The sequence below is a fragment of the Terasakiella sp. genome, assembly GCF_048267425.1.
Lineage (GTDB): Bacteria > Pseudomonadota > Alphaproteobacteria > Rhodospirillales > Terasakiellaceae > Terasakiella.
The window spans coordinates 113,127-129,102 of sequence record NZ_JBLWXN010000008.1; the positions used below are offsets into that span (position 1 = coordinate 113,127).

The following is a 15,976-nucleotide window of genomic DNA, read 5'->3' on the forward strand; positions in this document are numbered from 1 at the left end:
TTTTCCTTATTTATGCGTTTCAATAAGACGCGAGACCGCATCCGAAACGATGACTTCATCATTATTGACATAGGCTTCATGGTTTTTCTCAATGGAAGGCAGGTCATACAGATAATTGACCATCAGCCCGTACGATTGCCGGACCCCATTGGCGGACACATCGCCCAACCAGTTTATTCGTTCCAAACGAGCCCCGTTCCCAAGATGGAAACGGGCCACCGGATCGTACGGCATATTTTTACGTTTCACCTGCGTCAGATAATATCCGCACAAACGCGTCAAAAGGGACTGATCTTCATCCTTCAAATCAGCACTGCTTTTGATATTGCGCTGTTTGAATTCAAAATAGGCATCCGCCAATCCCGGTTCACTTAACAAATCAGAAACTTGCCCGCCTTCAAACGCGTTATCCAACCACTTGCGAAAAAGCGGGATCGGTGAAAGGGTTGAGAACGTTTTGATATTCGGTAATTCCTGTTTCAATTCCATCACAACCTGTTTGATCAAGAAATTACCGAACGAAATGCCCAGCAACCCTTTCTGACAGTTACTAATGGAATAGAAAATCGCCGTATTTGCCTCTTCCGCTTTGCCCACAACATCATGGCTGAGCAATGGTTGTACAGACCCGGAAAGATCGTTCGTTAAAGCCACTTCGACAAAGATCAAAGGTTCGCCGGGCAAAGCCGGATGGAAAAAGCCATAGCAACGACGATCTTGTGCCAAACGCCGTCGAAGATCGGACCAGTCCGCAATCGCATGAACAGCTTCATATTCAATGATTTTTTCCAAAACCGTCGCCGGTGTTTCCCACGAGATTTCCTGAATACGTAAAAAACCACGATTAAACCAAGACGAAAACAAATGCACAAAGTCTGCATCAACAACCTTCAACGATTTGTCTTCTTTCACAAATGTCAAAAGATCTTCACGCATACCCAGTAAAGCATCTGTCCCACCTGGTGCCATATTCATGGCGCGGATCAAAGCTTGACGCGGTGCTTCCACATGTTTTTCAAGAAACTGCCGATTTTCCTTGGATGGATCGTTTAGATAGGTATAGATCGCATCTTCCAGTGCCTCTTGTTCAGGTTCAAATTCATCGCGAAGCATATGAAAGAAAGCCAAGCGGCCCGCCTCATCCAGACGCTTGTATGCGTCCATCACATTACATGCGAGGGCCGTTCCCAAGGCTTCGCCTTTTTCCGATAATAAATCGCGGCAAAGCTGAGAAATCGTAACCTCGGTCTTTTGAGTTGGGCTGACAACCTGCATGCGCCTGTTCAACATTTCACGACCAGCGTCCGCAATGGAATTAATCGCCTTTTGAAACAGTTCTTTCCTCATTGCGCGGTCCCCATAACGGCTGTCGGTAACCAAGTCGCCAGTTCAGGAACAAAGCACAGAATAACAATGGCCAGAACCATACAGATAACAAAAGGAAAAGCGCCTTTCAGAACCGTTGTGAGTGAGATATCCGGCACAATCCCGTTGATAACATAAAGGTTCAATCCAACAGGCGGGGTAATCAAACCGATTTCCATATTGATGGTTAAAATCACCGCAAACCAATAAGGATCAAATCCGGCTGCTGTAATAATTGGCAGCAAAATCGGTGCCGTCATCAAAATCACGGCAACAGGCGGCAAAAACATGCCCGACACCAACAGGAATATATTGATACACGCCAATAAGACCCAGCGATTGACCTCTAATGTCGCAATTGTTTCCGCAACTGTCTGTGTGACGAATAGCGAAGATAAGGTGTAGCTAAATAACGCAGAAGCCCCAATGATCATTAAGATCATCACGCTTTCTTTCATCGAGTCAGACAGAATGGTCCAGATTTTTTTAAAGGAGTAGAGCCTGTAAACCACAACGGCAACGATAAAACACAACAGTGCCCCAACGCCTGCTGCTTCTGACGGTGTTGCAACCCCGCCATAAAGCACATAAAGAACACCAACAATAATCGCAAGGAAAGGAAGAACACGCGGCAAAATCGAAAAGCGCTGTCCCCAGGAATAGCTTTGTGCCTTACTTAAAAACGCAGGATCACGACGCCATGCTGAAAAAACCGACCATGCCATAAAGAGCATCGTTAACAGGAAGCCCGGAATTAAACCTGCCAAAAACAATCGCCCGATGGAAGTTTCCGTTGCAACCCCATAAACGATCATCGTAATTGAAGGGGGGATCAAAATACCTAACGTACCACCTGCTGCAATTGACCCGGTTGCCAATCCATCAGGTACGCCGCGCTGACGCATTTCAGGGATACCCATTTTCCCAATTGCGGCACAGGTTGCAGGGGAAGAACCACTCAAGGCCGCAAAGATGGAACACGCCCCCAGATTTGATAAGATCAAGCCGCCGGGTACCTTGTTTAACCAGCGATCAAGCGCGGTATAAAGATCTTTTCCGGCAGGTGATGACGCCACAACGGCCCCCATGACAATAAACATGGGGATGGAAACCAACGTAAATTCGGCAAGTCCGGCATAAAATGTTTCCGCAATACCGGAGATAGAATCTGGGCCTTCCAAAAAGAACAAAGCTCCGACGGAAACAATTCCCAATCCAAAGGCAACCGGAATGCCCGAGCCCAACACAAGAACCAAGACAACCGCAATGACAATTCCAATAATGATTGGGTCCATTTTATTCTCCTTCCAACTCGCTATGTTTTTCCATCGCGAAAGGCATTTCACGACCCGTAATCAACGCCATAATATCGGCGACATATTGTAATGCGAGCAAACCGACCCCGACAGGCATCGCCAAATACGGGATCCATAACGGTAATTCCCATACCGTTTCACTTACCCAGTTGCCTTCCCATGCTTCATGGAACAACTCAAAACCGTAGTAAGCGAGCGTTGCAGAAAACAGCAGGCCCAACAAAGAGCCGCAATAGGCAAGAACAGCGCGTTGTGGGTAAGATAAATAATGTGGCAACAAGTCCACATTGACATGGCCCTTTAACAGCAAGACATAAGGGCTACCGATAAAGGTCGCACCGACCAGTGCAAAGGTTACATAATCTGTTTGCCAAACAGTCGATCCATTTAGGATATAACGAATGAACACCATTTGGCAGACAACGAAGATAGAACTTCCCACCAGAAGCGATGCAACGACACCGCAAGCAATGGAAATCCCATGAATTGATTTAAAGAAAAAATCCATCATACAACTCGGCTATATCGTTAAAAGAAGTGGGAGAACCCGCCCAACGAGGACGGGTCCCGAAACTTATTTAACGGCCAGTGCTTTTTGGATTAACGCCTCACCATTTTTAACTTTTTTGGCGAATTCCGCATAAGACGTCTTGTTGGCGATATCCCGCCATTTCTGAGCCTGCTCACTCGTCATTTCGACGACTTCAACACCGGCTTTTTTAAAGGCATCAACCATTTTGCTATCAAGCTCTTTAGCTGCACCAAAGAAGAAGTCTTCCGCTTTTTGGCCCGCAGCCATAAGGGCGGCTTGCTGGTCTTTATTCAATTTATTGAACGTCTTTTTAGACATTAAAATCGGTTCATACATAAACCACAGCGCATTTGCCCCCGGTGCCGTCAAACATTTTGTTTGTTCATACACACGATAAGAAACAAAACTGCCGGAACTCGTATTGGCCGCATCCAAAACGCCGGTTTGCATCGCTGTGTAAATTTCCGAACTCGGCATAGATGCAATCGAAGCACCTGCCCCAACAAGCATTTGCTCAAACGCCTTACCTGCCGCACGGGAGACTTGGCCCTGAATATCTTCCGGGTTTAAAATGCAGTTTTTCTTGGAGGCAAAACCACCAGCGAGCCAACCATCCGCCAGCACAACAACACCAGCTTTATCAATAATAGCCTTAATATCATCCATGAAGGGAGAGTCATTCAAACGCGCCGCATGGTCATGATTTTTCACCAATCCCGGCATTAAAGTCGCATCAAACTCAGGGTGACGGCTTGCAGCATAGGCCAATGGGAAGGCCGTAATATCCAACTGCCCTTTTGTTAAAGGTCCCCATTGCTCTTTCGGCTTGAAAAGCGACTTGGATGGATAAATTTTAACATCCAAGCCTACATTTGCCTTACCAACCTCATCCGCAATAATCTGGACCATTTGGTGACGGACATCTTTTGTATTCCACTGATGTGACGCTTTCAGTACTTTCGCTTCAGCCTGCCCAGAAAAGACAGATGCAGCCATACCGAACATGAGTGCACTCGCAGATGCGACACTGAACAGTTTTTTTACAGACATGAAATTACTCCCTTGTAATTGTCTTATTTGAATCGTGATTTTCACGTATTTAGTTTCGTTATAAAGTATTTATTCCAGCAAGAGGATACAATGTCAAGACATCTTGTATACAAAAATATATTGATTGTATTTTTCTGATCATATACCTTCACACTTACTCCAACGAGAATGAAGAAGCGTATGTATTTGCACATATACAGCTTTCTTCAAACCTCCCGTGGTGCTGATCGAGAGCACAAAAACTAAAAGCCCCGTCTCCCCGGGACTTCTTTTTGTTTTTTTCAATTTAAAAATTGTATACAATTAGTGACATATTGTTTCTTTAATGGTAAGTTGCAGGATAAGAAGAAATAGACCTCATTGAACAAGGCGACCTATATGTCAGTAAAACGCTCAAATGAACTTATGAAACAAATCGAACATGAAATCCTGACAGGCAAGCTGCAGCCGGGAACAAGGCTTGATGAAAAATCCCTTACAGAACGTTTCAATGTTTCACGCACCCCTGTTCGTGAAGCTTTGCACCAATTAAGTTCGATCGGTTTAATTGAAATCTTGCCACGTCGCGGGGCCACAGTACGTAAAATCGGGCTGCGCGAACTTATCGAAATGTTCGAAGTTATGGCCGAGCTTGAAGGCTTTTGCGGCTCCTTAGCCGCCCAGCGCATGACAAATGACGAGATTAAAACATTACGCGAACGTCACCTTGATACGCAAAAACTTGTCGAGGCAGGTGAATACGATGCCTATTACGATGCAAACGTTCTTTTCCACGAATGCATTTATCAAGGGGCGCATAATAATTTTCTGGCACAACAAACCTTAAACCTGCGCAATCGCGTTGCCCCTTACCGCCGTATTCAATTGCGACACCCAAACCGATTACAAACATCATTTGCAGAACATGAAGAAATCCTCAACACCATTGAAAAACGGGACAGCGCCAAAGCATCAGAACTTTTAAAGGCGCACGTCACCGTCCAACAAGGGTCCTTCAACAGCTTCATTTCCAGCCTGCCAATGGATTTACTGAGTGATGCGGGATAACACTCACTTTACTGGGGCTAGACTTAATCGGGGGAGGCGGTAGCAAACGATATTCTGGATATATCCGCTTTTTTCAATTCAGAAAGCGCATCTGCAACCCGTTGATAAGGGAGATCGGCATCCGCCCCCAAGCGGACAACCATTTTCTCTCTTTTGCTTTCCTTAACAGCCTTAAGGGCATTTAAAAGGTCTGCTTTGTGATAGATCACCCCATCCAATTCAAACTGGCTATTTGCTCGGACGATCAATGAAGCGACAATTGGCTCATTTTCCGGTGCGCCGTTGGCTTTGGGTAAGTTCACCCTTAACGCCTGCGACATAATGGGCGCCGCCACAATAAAGATAACCAACAACACCAGCATGACATCAACTAAAGGGGTTACATTGATTTCAGACAGAGGTTGATCAGGATCTGCCCCATTTCCACCAAGTGCCATCTCAATCTCCCCTGCCCCAATGATTAACGATCCGAACCGCATTGCCGTCAATCAAGGCATTTAATCGGCGCAGTTTACGAAGCAAGAAATTATAGCCAATCACCGCGGGAATAGCGGCCATCAAACCCACAGCGGTCGCGACCAATGCTTCGGCAACAGGTCCGGCAATCATATCCATTGAAATCTGCTCAACACCACCCAGGGCTTGCAAAGCGTGCATGATCCCCCAGACCGTGCCAAACAACCCGATAAAGGGGGCCGAATTACCAATTGTTGCCAACAAAGTCAGCCCGCTTTCCAAATCCAGTTTTTTCTCTCGTAAAATCTGCCCCGCAAATTCATTTAATTCTGACAACTCCGCATGATCGGGGAGTTCTTCCGCTAGATGAACAGAGGGTACATGCACCGGGTGATGTAAAACAAGGGTCCGGGGGGAGTTTGATCCCAAAAGGTATTGGCGGACAAGCCTTTCAAATTTCGAAATATTTTTAAATTGAAAAACCTTCTGGATCATCATTGTCCAACTCGCCAATGACAACAGGACCAATATTATAAAAACGCTACGAATAATCCAGTCGGCCTCGCTCCACCAGGCAAACCAGGACATATCAGTTCCAGACATTTAGAAACTTCCTTTCATTTTGCGTTCAATGAGAAGCGAATAGGAACATCGACAACAGCATTGACGGCCTTCAACCCCTTTTGCGCGGGCTGAAATTTCCATTTTTTGACGGTTTCTTTTGCGGCATTATCCAACAAAGCAAACCCTGAAGATTTTTTAATTGATAAAGCAGATACCAATCCCTTAGCGCTCACAGAAACAGACAGCAGGACAATACCTTCCATCCCTCTTTTGCGTGCCATGCGGGGATAAAATGGTTTTGGATTGCGAAGATAAGAAACATGCGCATTCGGCGGGATGTACGACAAGGCCGGAGCCGACACCTCCTGTATTTTTACCGGATGTTTTTTCTCTACAGGTTGTTGAGCAGGCTTTTGAGGAAGACGAGCAACTTTTGGCGGGGTTGGCTTTTTCAAGACCATCACCTTAACCCGCGCAACCGGTTCTGCGACCTTCTCAATATTTTTCTCCACGACAATTTCGTCCGGCACCTCCGGTTCCATTGCAACTGTCTTTTCCGGTTCAGGTGGCATTTCCATTGGCTGATCAACGGGGTCCAGCTCAGGTACAACGGGCTGAACATTGGGGACCTCAGGCATGACAGTTGGTGACGGTAATTCCACCATTTCGAAACCGCTTAACGGCACGGGTGCCTGTATCTCTGGTTTTGGGATGAAATACAGGGCACCCAAGACCAAGACATGTCCTAAAAGAGCCAAGAACGATGCAAGTGGCAACCGAAACTCATGTGTCATAAACGACGGATAAGTTGCCACGGCCGTCATTTTGAAAACCCTTTATACCATTGATCGAGGCGATCCCCATCTACCGCCCCTGTCAGGCTATGTCGCGTTCCATCGGGGTCGACAAGATAAGTCCGCGGCAATTGCCCTCGCCACTTGCGGTCCACACTGAAACGAATTTTTTCAACGAATGCATGCGCAAACACCCAAGATCCGAACCTTTGTGGCCCATATTTTGCCAAGGTTCGGCGGATACGTTTCATTTGATCCCACGGATCTGTGGACACCAATGTCAACTTCACATCATCATGTTGTTGTGTAAAATGATCAAACTCGGCCATTTCCGCCAGACAGGGCACACAATCGTATGACCAGAAATTCACGATGAGAGGACGTCCCTTTTCCTTATGCAAAATTTCCTGAAAGCTTGTCTCATCAAAGGCATGTTCCTGTGTATCAGCAGCACTTACACGCCCGCCCAGAACAAAAACACAAAATAAAAAAAGGAGAATAATCTGTTTTTTCATCTTCCCCTTCCTATCTTTGTGCAAGCGTAAAGAGTTGCCATCCTTCAAAGGCTGTTGCCCACGAAAGATACAGCCCCTTATCATCTTTAATCAAGAAGGGATGATCCGATGCGCCCTTTGTTGTTGCGACGGATATCGGTGCAGACCAGCTTTGTCCTTCATCATTTGATTGGATCAAAAGGACGCTGCTTTTCTCCCCATCAAATTCTTTCCATACGATATATAAAATCTCATCAACCGAAAGAACCTGAGGGTGAGCGGCTTGATTGTCTGGATTGCCAAACCCCATTGGTGCAGAAAACATCCCGCCTTGTTTTTGTTGATGGGCATAAAACAGGCCTGATCGTTTATCCGCATCGGTAAACCAGACCACATGGCGCATACCGGATCCAGAGATCGAAAGGTCTGGTCCATGATGGGGACACCCATCAATCGCCCAATCATCTTCGCTGATCCGTTCCATTCTTTCCGGCGTTCCATCTGCCTTGATTTTCAACATGGCATGGTCTCTGAAATTCTTACCGAAAATATGACGCCATATGATCACAGGATTATCGTCTAAATCATAATCCATCGCTGTTCGGCAACATTCACAACTGTGATCCATACCCTTTTTATTGGCGGAAAAACTGTTTCCACGGTCATCCGAAAAGGCATAATACATCGCAGAACCGCTATAGTTATTTTTCGCCTTCTTGGCGGTAAACAAATCCCTTTTATCCAGCCAAGCGATATGAATCCGTCCCTGCTTATTCACACCTAATGTCGCAAAACGTTGACTACTGGGACGTTCCTCATCACTGATCTTTCGTGGGACGGAAAAACTATTGCCCCCATCTTGGGACTGCGCAAAATAGACTACGCCTGTATATTTTTTCTCCCCTTTTGCAGTAAAGGTGAGATACACGTCCCCTTGAGGTCCAACAGCAATTTTGGGACGACTTTCCCCATTTATATCCAGTTGGCGCGCTTGTTTTGTAATGCGGGAAATTTTTTCAAAACTACCACTTGCGGGATTTTTGCGATGCCCGACATAAACATGCCCATGTTCTGCCCATATAAGCCAAAGTGAGCCATCTGGTGCGATATGAGGTGTGGGCACATTTGCACACAATAAAGACGGTGAATTTTCGAGTTTTGAACAGTGGTTGAAGGAGGGCTCTTGCCCTCCTCCACCATGTTGATGCGTCCCACCTGCGGCCAAAGCTGTCTCAACAGAAATCCCCAACAACAAGAAAAGCGCTGCAAATGTTAATTTGCGCAACATCAGAATTTAACCTCGATACCCAAGAACGCAGATAAAGGTAAGCCGGGTGCAAATTCTTCCGTCGTACCGTTTAACGAGGCCGCCGTTGCATAACGACGATCCGTCAAGTTCATCACCTTGCCAAAAACATTGAAATTTTCAGTGACTTTATAGGAGCTACGTAAATTAAACAGATGGTGACCTTCATACTTTGTCGTATTGGCTTCATCCATCCAGTATTCCCCCAAATTGACCCATTCAAGTTCTAGGTTCAATTCAGGCAAAAGACGCGGCGTATAGTTTAAGGTCGCATTATTAATCCAACGCGGTGCCGACTTCATCTCTTTACCAGAATAGTCAACAGTTGTAGACGGCATCCATTTTTCATAGGTATGTTTCGCATACGAGGAAGCCAGATTGAATTTCCATTCCTCCGTCAGGCGATACCCAATACTCGCTTCAATCCCTTTGTGCAAAGTTTCACCGGCATTGGTTTGATATCGGTTCACCCCATCGTTATAGGTCAAGATGTCATCTTGCTTACTCATGTAATAAACAGACAATTCATAACTTAAATCTTGTGTGGGCTTCCCGCGCACCCCCATTTCATAGCTATCGACTTTCACAGGATCCAGATGGATGGAATCTGCAGCCTTACCGGATCTAAACAAGTTACCTTCCGATGGTGCTCTAAAGGCATGCTTGTAAGAGGCAAACCCGTTAAGTTCAGGTGAAAATTCGTATGTTAACCCCGCCTTTGGGCTCAAATGGAGGAAGTTAACCGTATTGTCATCATGGCGACGCCAATTCCCCGTTGTCACCACACTTAAGTGGTTGTCATACTCATAACGGATAGCATCAAGGCGTAAGCCGCCGGTCACGCGCAATTTATCGGTTGGTGACGTTTCCAAATGCGCATATGGGGAAGCGGACATAAATGTCGCATCATAATCATAAATTTGATCCCCGACCGTATAGCTGGTGTATATGTTCCCCACTTTCGTGCGCGTCACCTTTGACTCATCACGCTGTCCAGGGCTGTAATCCAGATCGGCACCAACAACAAGACGGGTGCGCATCGGTTCAAAATCTTTACGATATTTGCTCATCAAACCGACAGAACTATGCCCCGTTTTATAAATAACCGGATCATAACCCAAGCTCCAGTTTGGCAACATCTCCATTTCGTTCCAACGCAAATAACCTGTCAAAGACGTCAAGCTATCCACTGTTTCCGTTTCATACGCACTGGAAAAACGCAGTGCTTTCACTTTGCGAAATGAAATCGGCGTGTAGTTCGTTGTCGGGCTATTTTCATAGTCTTGTCGGTTTAAGCGTGAGGACCCTGCCGTTTCCTGATCGATATTGGACGCCGAAAAGACTGTTTTAACGCTGGAGGCATCATCAATAAAATGATCCCATCGAACGGTTGTTGCTTGACGATCATAAGCTGTTGAATCGCGCCAACCATCCGTATGGGTCATATTGGCCGAGGCACGCAGACCATCATTTTCCCAGCTATTGCCGTAATCAATCAGACCACGCATAAAACCGAAAGACCCATATTCCAGAGACATATTTATCTCTTCTTCCAACGAAGGGTCGCGTGTCAAGACATTGATGACACCACCGATGGCATCACTGCCCTGCAAGGATGAGCCCGGCCCTTTGGAAATCTCGACACCACCGGATTGCGGAACGTTGATTTCATACAATGCATTATGGTTAAAAAACCCGGTTGATCGTGTCGGAATACCGTCTTCTAGATAAAGATATACCGGACTGGTCGAAATGGGCTGACGAATTGCCATCGTATGCCCCTCCCCCCCGGTAATAGCGGCATGCGCGCCGGCAACACGACCAATAACTTCTGTTGGGTGCTGTGGCTTGATATTTTGAATTTCTTCTTCACCAACAGATGAAATCGTCGTGGAAACTTCTGCTTTTGGCTGAGCTTCACGTGTACCGGTAACAGTCACTTCTTCCAGTGTAATATTGCTTTGAGCAAAAACAGAATTTGAACAAATTACAAAAGCGCTTGAAACAAGCAAGCATGCGCGCAAGCTACGCGTCGCAAAAAACGTCGTCATTAAGATTACCCCAATTGTCTTTTCATCAAATAAAGACCACCCACGCAATGAGGCGAGCGCCATTCATTGGATAGATGTCTCGTTTTTAGTTTTTTTGATAGTCAGACAAGACGAGGGGGCGCACGTGCCGTATTGTCGGTAACGACACGCCCTTGTGGGATTATCCCGGCATCGATCTCGACAATGTGTTGTTCGCCTTCATAAATTACATATTCGGCAATCAGGTCACCAGCATCAGGCAAAGAAAAGCCCAACAAAGCCAGACGACAACTCAAACAATGCTCCGCCTGATTTTCTGCTTTAGGGGGTTCATCCCCATCACTTACGCGAACAAGTTTCAAACCGTTCGCGGTACAGATGACCGTATATTCCCCACCAATGCCAGTATCAATCTTGGCATTGACAGGTGTCGATGTAATTAAAGGGACCGAAATTTGAATCATCAAAACAGACAAAATAAAAAACCGCATCGTTCCTTTTCTTAACAAAAGGCCCAATTTTTTTATGTTTCTATTTCTGTTAGCGTTCAACATAACGACTATGTAACCTATTTTAAATCCATCTACAATTGATGTTTGTTAATTTTATCTTTCCCTCATTCGGTTCAACCAACTTAAGTTGTGCATTAACTGCAACCTCTAATTAACGGCACAAATCGTCCCTCATAAAATGGAAGCAGCCTAGACCTTTGTCCAATATGTTTTAAGGGGCCCTTTCACTTATCCTGTTGTTCCTTAAAACAGGCATGGGCACGCAAAATGTTGAAAATTAAAATTCTAGGGGCAGCGGCAGGTGGGGGATTCCCGCAATGGAATTGCCATTGTAACAATTGCCGCAAGGCATGGGCAAATAATCCAGATGCGATTGCCCGCACGCAATCCTCGCTTGCCATCACTGTGGATGGGGACAACTGGTTCCTGTTAAATGCCTCCCCCGATATTCGTCAGCAAATTCAAGCCAATCCCTGCCTGCACCCAAAGCATAGTAAACGGCACAGCCCGATTAAAGGGGTTATTCTCACCAATGCCGATGTCGATCATATCGGCGGATTATTGACATTACGCGAAAGCCAGCCCCTCGCCCTTTACGCCACCCAACGCGTCATTAACGTTTTAGGCGAAAACAGCCTGTTTAATATCCTGAACCCCGACTACGTCGCACGCCGCAAACTTCCCATAGATCAAAAAACCGAGCTTTGTTTTCAGGACGGACAAAACAGCGGCATTGAGATTGAACTTTTCCCCGTCCCCGGCAAAATCGCCCTTTATTTGGAAGATGAACAAGCCGGTTCGAATTTTGGATCCGTCCCCGAAGATACCGTTGGCATAAAGGTCACGGCACGCGACAGCAAAAAATCTTTTTATTATTTGCCTGGATGCGCTGCCTTGCCCCCGGACTTGGCTGAACGCGTGCAAAACAGCGATCTGGTCTTTTTTGACGGTACAACATGGGTTAACGATGAAATGATCGAAACAGGCTGCGGCGTCAAAACCGGACAACGCATGGGCCATATGTGCATGGCAGGCCCTGCGGGCAGCATTCAGGCGTTTGAAGAACTAAACATCAAGCGCAAAGTCTTTATCCATATCAACAATACAAATCCCGTTCTGTTGGAAAATTCAACTCAGCGGGCAATTGCCAATAAAGCCGGATGGGAAATCGGCTATGACACAATGGAGGTTATCTTATGATCAAGCTGAATAAAGTTCTGAGCCCGGATGAGCTGGAACAAACCCTGCAAGGTATCGGTGCAGAACGTTATCACAATCTGCACCCCTTTCATAAATTGCTTCATGGTGGGAAATTGTCTTTGGGACAAGTGCAGGCTTGGGCTTTGAACCGATATGTCTATCAACAAGGCATCCCGATCAAGGACTACGCCATTTTGTCCAATTGCCCAGATAAGGAACTGCGCAATCTTTGGCGCCAGCGTATTTTCGATCATGATGGCATAGATCAGGATGAAGGTGGCATTGAACGGTGGCTGAAATTGTGTGAGGCCTTGGGTCTGGAACGTGCTTATGTTCAATCAATGGAAGGGGTTCTGCCAGCCACCAAGCATGCGGTTGATACCTATATCAATTTTTGCCGCCATGCCCCGTTGTTAATTGGTTTTGCGTCCTGCCTGACAGAATTGTTCGCCCCGAAAATTCACAAAGAACGGATCGCAGGTATGTTGGAAAATTACGATTTTGTGGATGAAACAATGGTCGCCTATTTTCGAGAACGCCTGACCCAAGCCCCGCGTGATGTGGATTTTGCCCTGCGTTATGTGAAAGAACATGCTCGTACGATTGATCAGCAACAAGCCGTCATTGATGCTCTTTACATGAAAACAGGTGTTTTATGGGCACAACTGGATGCGCTTTATCTGGCCTATGTTAACCCGGGCATGATCCCACCGGGATGTTTTACCCCCGTTCAGACGGATGTTGCGGCGGCGCAATAGTCCCCTTCTTGATCAAGGTTTCCATTAAATCATTTACACTTGTTTCAAAAAGCCGTTTTCCATCCGCCGGATCCGCCAGTGATACATTGGCCCCGATCCGGCCATCGGGATGTTTATCACGCATATCCTGTGCCCCCTCGTACGCCAACGCGGGGGCACACACAGGATCACAAGCGACATTTCGTAACGTGCTTTCATCCAGATATTGAACAACGGCAATCTCGCTTGGTGTGGCATGACGACCTTCCTGATCGGCATAAAGTGATGCACGTAATTTTCGGGTTTCAGCCCCCATATACCAATTATAAAAACGGCAATTTGTGACGTCTTCCTGAAAGGTACGTTGCAAAACAGGACCATTACCACCATGCCCGTTGATAAAAATAAACTCTGCAAATCCATGCACTTCCAACGAATGCACCACATCACGAATAACCAGCGATAAAGTTTGCGGTTGTAAGGAAATTGTCCCCGCAAACGCCATATGATGTTCCGCCATCCCAATTGACAGAACAGGGGCGCACATCAGGCCACTTCGACGGGCGAGTTCTTTTGTTATCGCCTCTGCAATCATACTGTCCGTCCCAATCATGCCGCTCGGGCCATGTTGTTCGGTTGAACCGATCGGGATCAGGATCGTTTGGCACGATTGCAGATATTCTTCAACCTCCGGCCATGTGGATTTTTGTAGCTCCATTGCTTATTTTCCTTAAATATTGCGCCCGAGCCTGTGGTGTAGGATGCCCGGAATAAACCGCATCATAAAACTGATCCCCTTTTTGCATCATGGCATTTTGGACATGAATTTTATCCAAAGCGCGCAAGAAAGTCTCCGCCCCTCCGCCATAAAAACTTGCAAATCGGTCCGCCTGATATTCACAAGAGCGGATATAGGCATTCAAAACCGGTAGCGCCACTGCCGCCAAAGCCGGAGCACTGATCACCAAAGAACTAAACGACGTTGAAAATTGCCCAAAGATCAAAACACCCAACAACGCCAATCCCCCTTTTAAAAGTTGATACTTAAAAATATGACGATGAGCATGATGGCCTAATTCATGGGCGATAACGCTGAGAATTTCGTCCTCATTCAGGCGATCGAGTAAACTGTCATTCAGCACGATACGCTTGAAAGGTCCGATCCCTTCAAAACGCGCATTCGCATGGCTTGTTCGTTGGGATCCATCCTGAACATAGACATCGACAGGTTCATAACCGGCATAAAGACACATATGGGTTACACGGTTTAACAAACCGGCATCATCCAAAGGTTTTAGCAAACCATCCAGTCGCGATTGCAGCCACGGGCGTATTGTGATCACCGCACTATCAAGGCAGAACCAGACCAGCCACACCCACAGGAAAACCGCCATATGACTTGTCATCGGCATATAATAAAAGACCAGATTAACAGCACCAAACGTCAATACAAGGCGCAGACATAAGGCCTTCAATATCACTTTCCCCAATATTTGCCATGTCATCCGACCAAAGCCGAAATGGCGTTCGATCCCCATCTGCACACTGCCGAGAACCAGGCGTCGCAAAAACCAATGCGTAATGATCAAGCCTGTCAGGTCGAAAACAGTTGTGAAAGCATCACTGACAAGTAACAACGCACACCACAAAATATCCAGCATATAGGATAAAAGCGCCACATATGCTTTGGCCTTGGCATATCGCCCGATGTCATCGTTATGCTGTGAACCAATATAAGACACTTGCCGGGCACATAACCAAGCATGTGCAAACAACAGGAGGGTCAAGATGAAAACCATCGTTATGGTCATGGCCATAACCCTTGCACCAATTCACGCACGGCTTTTGGACCTTTCAACACCAGAAGGCTGAAAATTTCCACTAAATCCGCCCCCGATGACAAACGCATTTCCACATCTCTTTGCGTCATCACCCCACCGACAGACAAGATATTGAGGGGACGTAAATCGGCATAAATGTGTTTAATGTCCCGCACATCCTCTTGTGCGATATGTGCAATAACTACCCCATTCAGAGATAAATCCCCGATCCAGTCCGGTATCTGCTCACGTCGGACTTTCAGGCATATCGGGCGGGAGATCGTCGCATGTAATTGTTGGAACAGATCAACCGTCCAGTCCCGTCCACCTTTTTGCAAGAAAGGCCGACTACGCGGGGAACTCAGATTAATAACCAGAAAATCAGCTTGCGCTGCATAGCTTGCCGCGAGCTTCGTATAATGCACGAGGGACTCGTCCAAGGACATGCAATCAACGTCAGCAGCAATGTTCACCCCAAATGGACCGCTTTGTTGGGAAGAAGGTAACGATTTTTCCTGCATCAGGCTGCCGACTTCCATAAAACCCAACCCCAATTTCCGGGCCAGCGCCATCATGGCTGCCTGTTTATCAAACCCGGCGGCCAATCCCAACGGGTTGGCAAAATCAATTCCCATAACCGTTTTCGAAAATGCTGGTAACGGGGCGCTACATTCAAACCATTGAGCACGTTTACGCGCCATCGGTAATGCGATTTTCACCTGAAGATGACGACTGGTTTGCGCAAAATCCATA

The 15,976-nt window shown here is 46.5% G+C and carries 17 protein-coding genes; 3 read left to right on the forward strand and 14 right to left on the reverse strand.

Annotated elements, in window-relative coordinates:
* Nucleotides 1-6: 6 nt before the first annotated feature.
* The 4 genes from ACN0VA_RS13100 to dctP form a co-directional block, all read right to left on the reverse strand.
* A complete protein-coding gene (locus ACN0VA_RS13100) occupies nt 7-1,347 on the reverse strand; it encodes a malonyl-CoA decarboxylase (protein WP_417821595.1) in 1,341 nt (446 codons plus the stop codon).
* Entirely contained in the window at nt 1,344-2,660 is a 1,317-nt protein-coding gene (locus ACN0VA_RS13105) for a TRAP transporter large permease (RefSeq protein WP_417821596.1), read from the reverse strand. The genes ACN0VA_RS13100 and ACN0VA_RS13105 overlap by 4 nt, the downstream gene beginning before the upstream one ends.
* Nucleotide 2,661: 1 nt before the next feature.
* Entirely contained in the window at nt 2,662-3,192 is a 531-nt protein-coding gene (locus ACN0VA_RS13110) for a TRAP transporter small permease (RefSeq protein ID WP_417821597.1), read from the reverse strand.
* Between the two features lie 63 nt (nt 3,193-3,255).
* Complete coding sequence (gene dctP / locus ACN0VA_RS13115; RefSeq protein ID WP_417821598.1) at nt 3,256-4,263, reverse strand: TRAP transporter substrate-binding protein DctP; 1,008 nt, start codon at nt 4,261-4,263, stop codon at nt 3,256-3,258.
* A gap of 378 nt (nt 4,264-4,641) precedes the next feature.
* On the opposite strand from dctP, the gene ACN0VA_RS13120 reads away from it, so the two are divergent.
* Entirely contained in the window at nt 4,642-5,310 is a 669-nt protein-coding gene (locus ACN0VA_RS13120; protein WP_417821599.1) for a GntR family transcriptional regulator, read from the forward strand.
* Between the two features lie 23 nt (nt 5,311-5,333).
* On the opposite strand, the gene ACN0VA_RS13125 is transcribed toward ACN0VA_RS13120, so the two are convergent.
* From ACN0VA_RS13125 to ACN0VA_RS13155, 7 genes are all read right to left on the reverse strand, one after another.
* A complete protein-coding gene (locus tag ACN0VA_RS13125) occupies nt 5,334-5,747 on the reverse strand; it encodes an ExbD/TolR family protein (RefSeq protein ID WP_417821600.1) in 414 nt (137 codons plus the stop codon).
* A gap of 1 nt (nt 5,748) precedes the next feature.
* Nucleotides 5,749-6,369 (reverse strand): MotA/TolQ/ExbB proton channel family protein, encoded by a 621-nt coding sequence (locus tag ACN0VA_RS13130; protein WP_188665471.1) that lies wholly within the window; start codon nt 6,367-6,369, stop codon nt 5,749-5,751.
* A 14-nt stretch (nt 6,370-6,383) separates the two neighbouring features.
* A complete protein-coding gene (locus ACN0VA_RS13135) occupies nt 6,384-7,154 on the reverse strand; it encodes a TonB family protein (protein WP_417821601.1) in 771 nt (256 codons plus the stop codon).
* The gene (locus tag ACN0VA_RS13140) at nt 7,151-7,639 is read right to left on the reverse strand and encodes a redoxin domain-containing protein (RefSeq protein ID WP_417821602.1); all 489 of its coding nucleotides are present in this window, start codon (nt 7,637-7,639) and stop codon (nt 7,151-7,153) included. Before ACN0VA_RS13140 ends, ACN0VA_RS13135 begins: the two co-directional genes overlap by 4 nt.
* A 10-nt stretch (nt 7,640-7,649) precedes the next feature.
* On the reverse strand, nt 7,650-8,906 hold the full coding sequence (locus tag ACN0VA_RS13145; protein ID WP_417821603.1) for a hypothetical protein: 1,257 nt from the start codon (nt 8,904-8,906) through the stop codon (nt 7,650-7,652).
* Nucleotides 8,906-10,975: a TonB-dependent receptor gene (locus tag ACN0VA_RS13150; RefSeq protein ID WP_417821604.1), complete on the reverse strand. Its 2,070-nt coding sequence runs from the start codon at nt 10,973-10,975 to the stop codon at nt 8,906-8,908. The genes ACN0VA_RS13145 and ACN0VA_RS13150 overlap by 1 nt, the downstream gene beginning before the upstream one ends.
* A gap of 101 nt (nt 10,976-11,076) precedes the next feature.
* Nucleotides 11,077-11,445 (reverse strand): hypothetical protein, encoded by a 369-nt coding sequence (locus ACN0VA_RS13155; protein WP_417821605.1) that lies wholly within the window; start codon nt 11,443-11,445, stop codon nt 11,077-11,079.
* Nucleotides 11,446-11,733: 288 nt separating this feature from the next.
* On the opposite strand from ACN0VA_RS13155, the gene pqqB reads away from it, so the two are divergent.
* Together pqqB and pqqC are read left to right on the forward strand one after the other, a co-directional pair.
* Nucleotides 11,734-12,666, forward strand: a complete 933-nt coding sequence (pqqB, locus tag ACN0VA_RS13160) for a pyrroloquinoline quinone biosynthesis protein PqqB (RefSeq protein WP_417821606.1) — start codon at nt 11,734-11,736, stop codon at nt 12,664-12,666.
* Complete coding sequence (gene pqqC / locus ACN0VA_RS13165; protein WP_417821607.1) at nt 12,663-13,424, forward strand: pyrroloquinoline-quinone synthase PqqC; 762 nt, start codon at nt 12,663-12,665, stop codon at nt 13,422-13,424. Before pqqB ends, pqqC begins: the two co-directional genes overlap by 4 nt.
* On the opposite strand, the gene ACN0VA_RS13170 is transcribed toward pqqC, so the two are convergent.
* The 3 genes from ACN0VA_RS13170 to ACN0VA_RS13180 are packed head-to-tail and all read right to left on the reverse strand — an operon-like array spanning nt 13,387 to nt 15,975.
* Nucleotides 13,387-14,121, reverse strand: coding sequence for a creatininase family protein (locus tag ACN0VA_RS13170; RefSeq protein WP_417821608.1), 735 nt, complete (start codon nt 14,119-14,121; stop codon nt 13,387-13,389). The two genes, pqqC and ACN0VA_RS13170, sit on opposite strands and share 38 nt — an antisense overlap.
* A complete protein-coding gene (locus tag ACN0VA_RS13175; RefSeq protein ID WP_417821609.1) occupies nt 14,087-15,214 on the reverse strand; it encodes a M48 family metalloprotease in 1,128 nt (375 codons plus the stop codon). Before ACN0VA_RS13175 ends, ACN0VA_RS13170 begins: the two co-directional genes overlap by 35 nt.
* Nucleotides 15,211-15,975: a hypothetical protein gene (locus ACN0VA_RS13180; RefSeq protein ID WP_417821610.1), complete on the reverse strand. Its 765-nt coding sequence runs from the start codon at nt 15,973-15,975 to the stop codon at nt 15,211-15,213. The genes ACN0VA_RS13175 and ACN0VA_RS13180 overlap by 4 nt, the downstream gene beginning before the upstream one ends.
* Between the last annotated feature and the right edge of the window lies 1 nt (nt 15,976).